At 72.3% G+C, this 1,587-nt stretch carries 4 protein-coding genes; 1 reads left to right on the top strand and 3 read right to left on the bottom strand.

The window, feature by feature from the left end; translation table 11 throughout:
• Both H5J29_RS36690 and H5J29_RS32090 read right to left on the bottom strand, forming a co-directional pair.
• The coding region (locus H5J29_RS36690) for a putative immunity protein (RefSeq protein ID WP_376768599.1) at positions 1 to 138 on the bottom strand (138 nt) is incomplete at its 3' end.
• A 38-nt stretch (positions 139 to 176) separates the two neighbouring features.
• Positions 177 to 413: a hypothetical protein gene (locus H5J29_RS32090; RefSeq protein ID WP_181784668.1), complete on the bottom strand. Its 237-nt coding sequence runs from the start codon at positions 411 to 413 to the stop codon at positions 177 to 179.
• 72 nt (positions 414 to 485) lie between these two features.
• Here H5J29_RS32090 and H5J29_RS32085 point away from each other — a divergent pair, with 72 nt between their 5' ends.
• The gene (locus H5J29_RS32085; protein WP_181784667.1) at positions 486 to 1,079 is read left to right on the top strand and encodes a TetR/AcrR family transcriptional regulator; all 594 of its coding nucleotides are present in this window, start codon (positions 486 to 488) and stop codon (positions 1,077 to 1,079) included.
• Here H5J29_RS32085 and H5J29_RS32080 read toward each other — a convergent pair.
• Positions 1,066 to 1,587 (bottom strand): SDR family NAD(P)-dependent oxidoreductase (locus H5J29_RS32080; RefSeq protein WP_181784666.1); only part of this gene is annotated, 522 nt, incomplete at its 5' end. The genes H5J29_RS32085 and H5J29_RS32080 overlap by 14 nt on opposite strands.

Here is a 1,587-nt window from a genome sequence, read left to right as displayed (position 1 = left end):
GGCCCGAGGCCGTCGGTCCTCGGGACGTGCCGCCTCGAAGAGCGGGAGGACCTCCTCGGCGCACCGCGCGGCGTACCGCGCCACCTCGCGCAGGTCGTCCGAGGTCAGCGTGACGCGACCGAACCCGACCCGTTCCACCGACACCCCCTGGTCACCCGGTGCCGGGGGACGGCGGGTCAGCCTGCCAGACGCTGCATCCTCGCGAGCACCTCACCGCTCGGGAACTCGCTCTCCTTCGACTTGTCGATCAGCACCTGGATGTACTCGGGGACGAGGTCGGGGGTGAGCGACTCCTCGATCATGTCGAGGTGCTGCAGGCTCGGGTAGGGGTCCTCACGGACCTTGTCCAGCAGGTACCGGAGGAACATCTCGCGGGTGTCGGGCTGCTTGCGGCCTGTCTCGTCGGCGGTCATCGCCCCTCCTGGGTGGTCGCTCGTGTCACCGACGTACCCGGGCGGGGAGATCGCTACGCCTAACCTGGACCCGTGACGCACACCCTCACCGCCAAGGGCGCCGCGACCCGGCAGCGGATCGTGGAGGGGGCGGCCGCGGAGATCCTTGAGCGGGGCGTCCTGCGGACCACGCTCGAGGACGTCATGGCCCGCACCCGGACCAGCAAGTCCCAGCTCTTCCACTACTTCCCGGAGGGCAAGGAGGCGCTGCTGCTCGCCGTGGCCCGGTACGAGGCCGACCGGGTGATCGCCGACCAGCAGCCCCACCTCGGTGACCTCTCCACCTGGGCGGCGTGGCAGGCGTGGCGGGACACGCTCGTCGCGCGGTACCGGGCGCAGGGCCAGAACTGCCCGCTGACCACCGTGAACTCCGAGCTCGGCCGGACCTCGCCGGGAGCGCAGGCGGTGAGCGCGGAGCTGATGCGCCGATGGCAGGGTGAGATCGCCGCGGGGATCGGCCGGATGCAGGGAGCCGGGGAGATCGATCCCGGGCTGGACGCGGCGCAGGCGGCGTCTGCGCTGCTCGCCGGCATCCAGGGCGGGGTGCTCCTGCTGCTCACCACCGGCAGCTCCACGCATCTGGAGGCCGCCCTGGACGTCGGGATCGCGCACCTCAGGCGGCGCTGACGGCCACCCCGGTCCGCCCGCCGTCGACGTCGAGCACGATGCCGTGCACGAACTCCGCCTCGTCCGAGGCGAGGTAGACGGCGGCGGCCGCGATGGCGTCCGGGTGGCCCGCCCGGCCCGCCGGGGTGCCGTGCATCAGCGCCTCGCCCGCGTACTCGGCGTCCGCGGACAGGTCCGGCGTCCGGATGACGCCGGGGGAGATCGCGTTGACCCGGATCCCCTGCGGTCCGAACTCGGCGGACCATGCGCGGGTGAGGGTCTCGAGGGCCCCCTTGGTGGCGCTGTACAGCGAGCTGGTCCCTACGGCGAGCCGCGCGATCCACGACCCGAGGTTGATGATCGTGCCGCCGCCCGCCGCGAGCATCGCGGGCGCCACGGCCTGCGTCAGGAAGAAGGGGGCCCGTAGGTTGACCCCGACGACCCGGTCGAAGCCCTCCTCGTCGAGGGTCAGGGTGGTGCTGACGGGATAGATTCCCGCGTTGTTGACGAGAATGTCGATCCGGCCGAG

The organism is Pseudonocardia pini (assembly GCF_013870575.1).
GTDB classification, from domain to species: domain Bacteria; phylum Actinomycetota; class Actinomycetes; order Mycobacteriales; family Pseudonocardiaceae; genus Pseudonocardia; species Pseudonocardia pini.
Note: the sequence above shows the minus strand (reverse complement) of the source record. Positions and strands in the feature narration are given on the sequence as shown.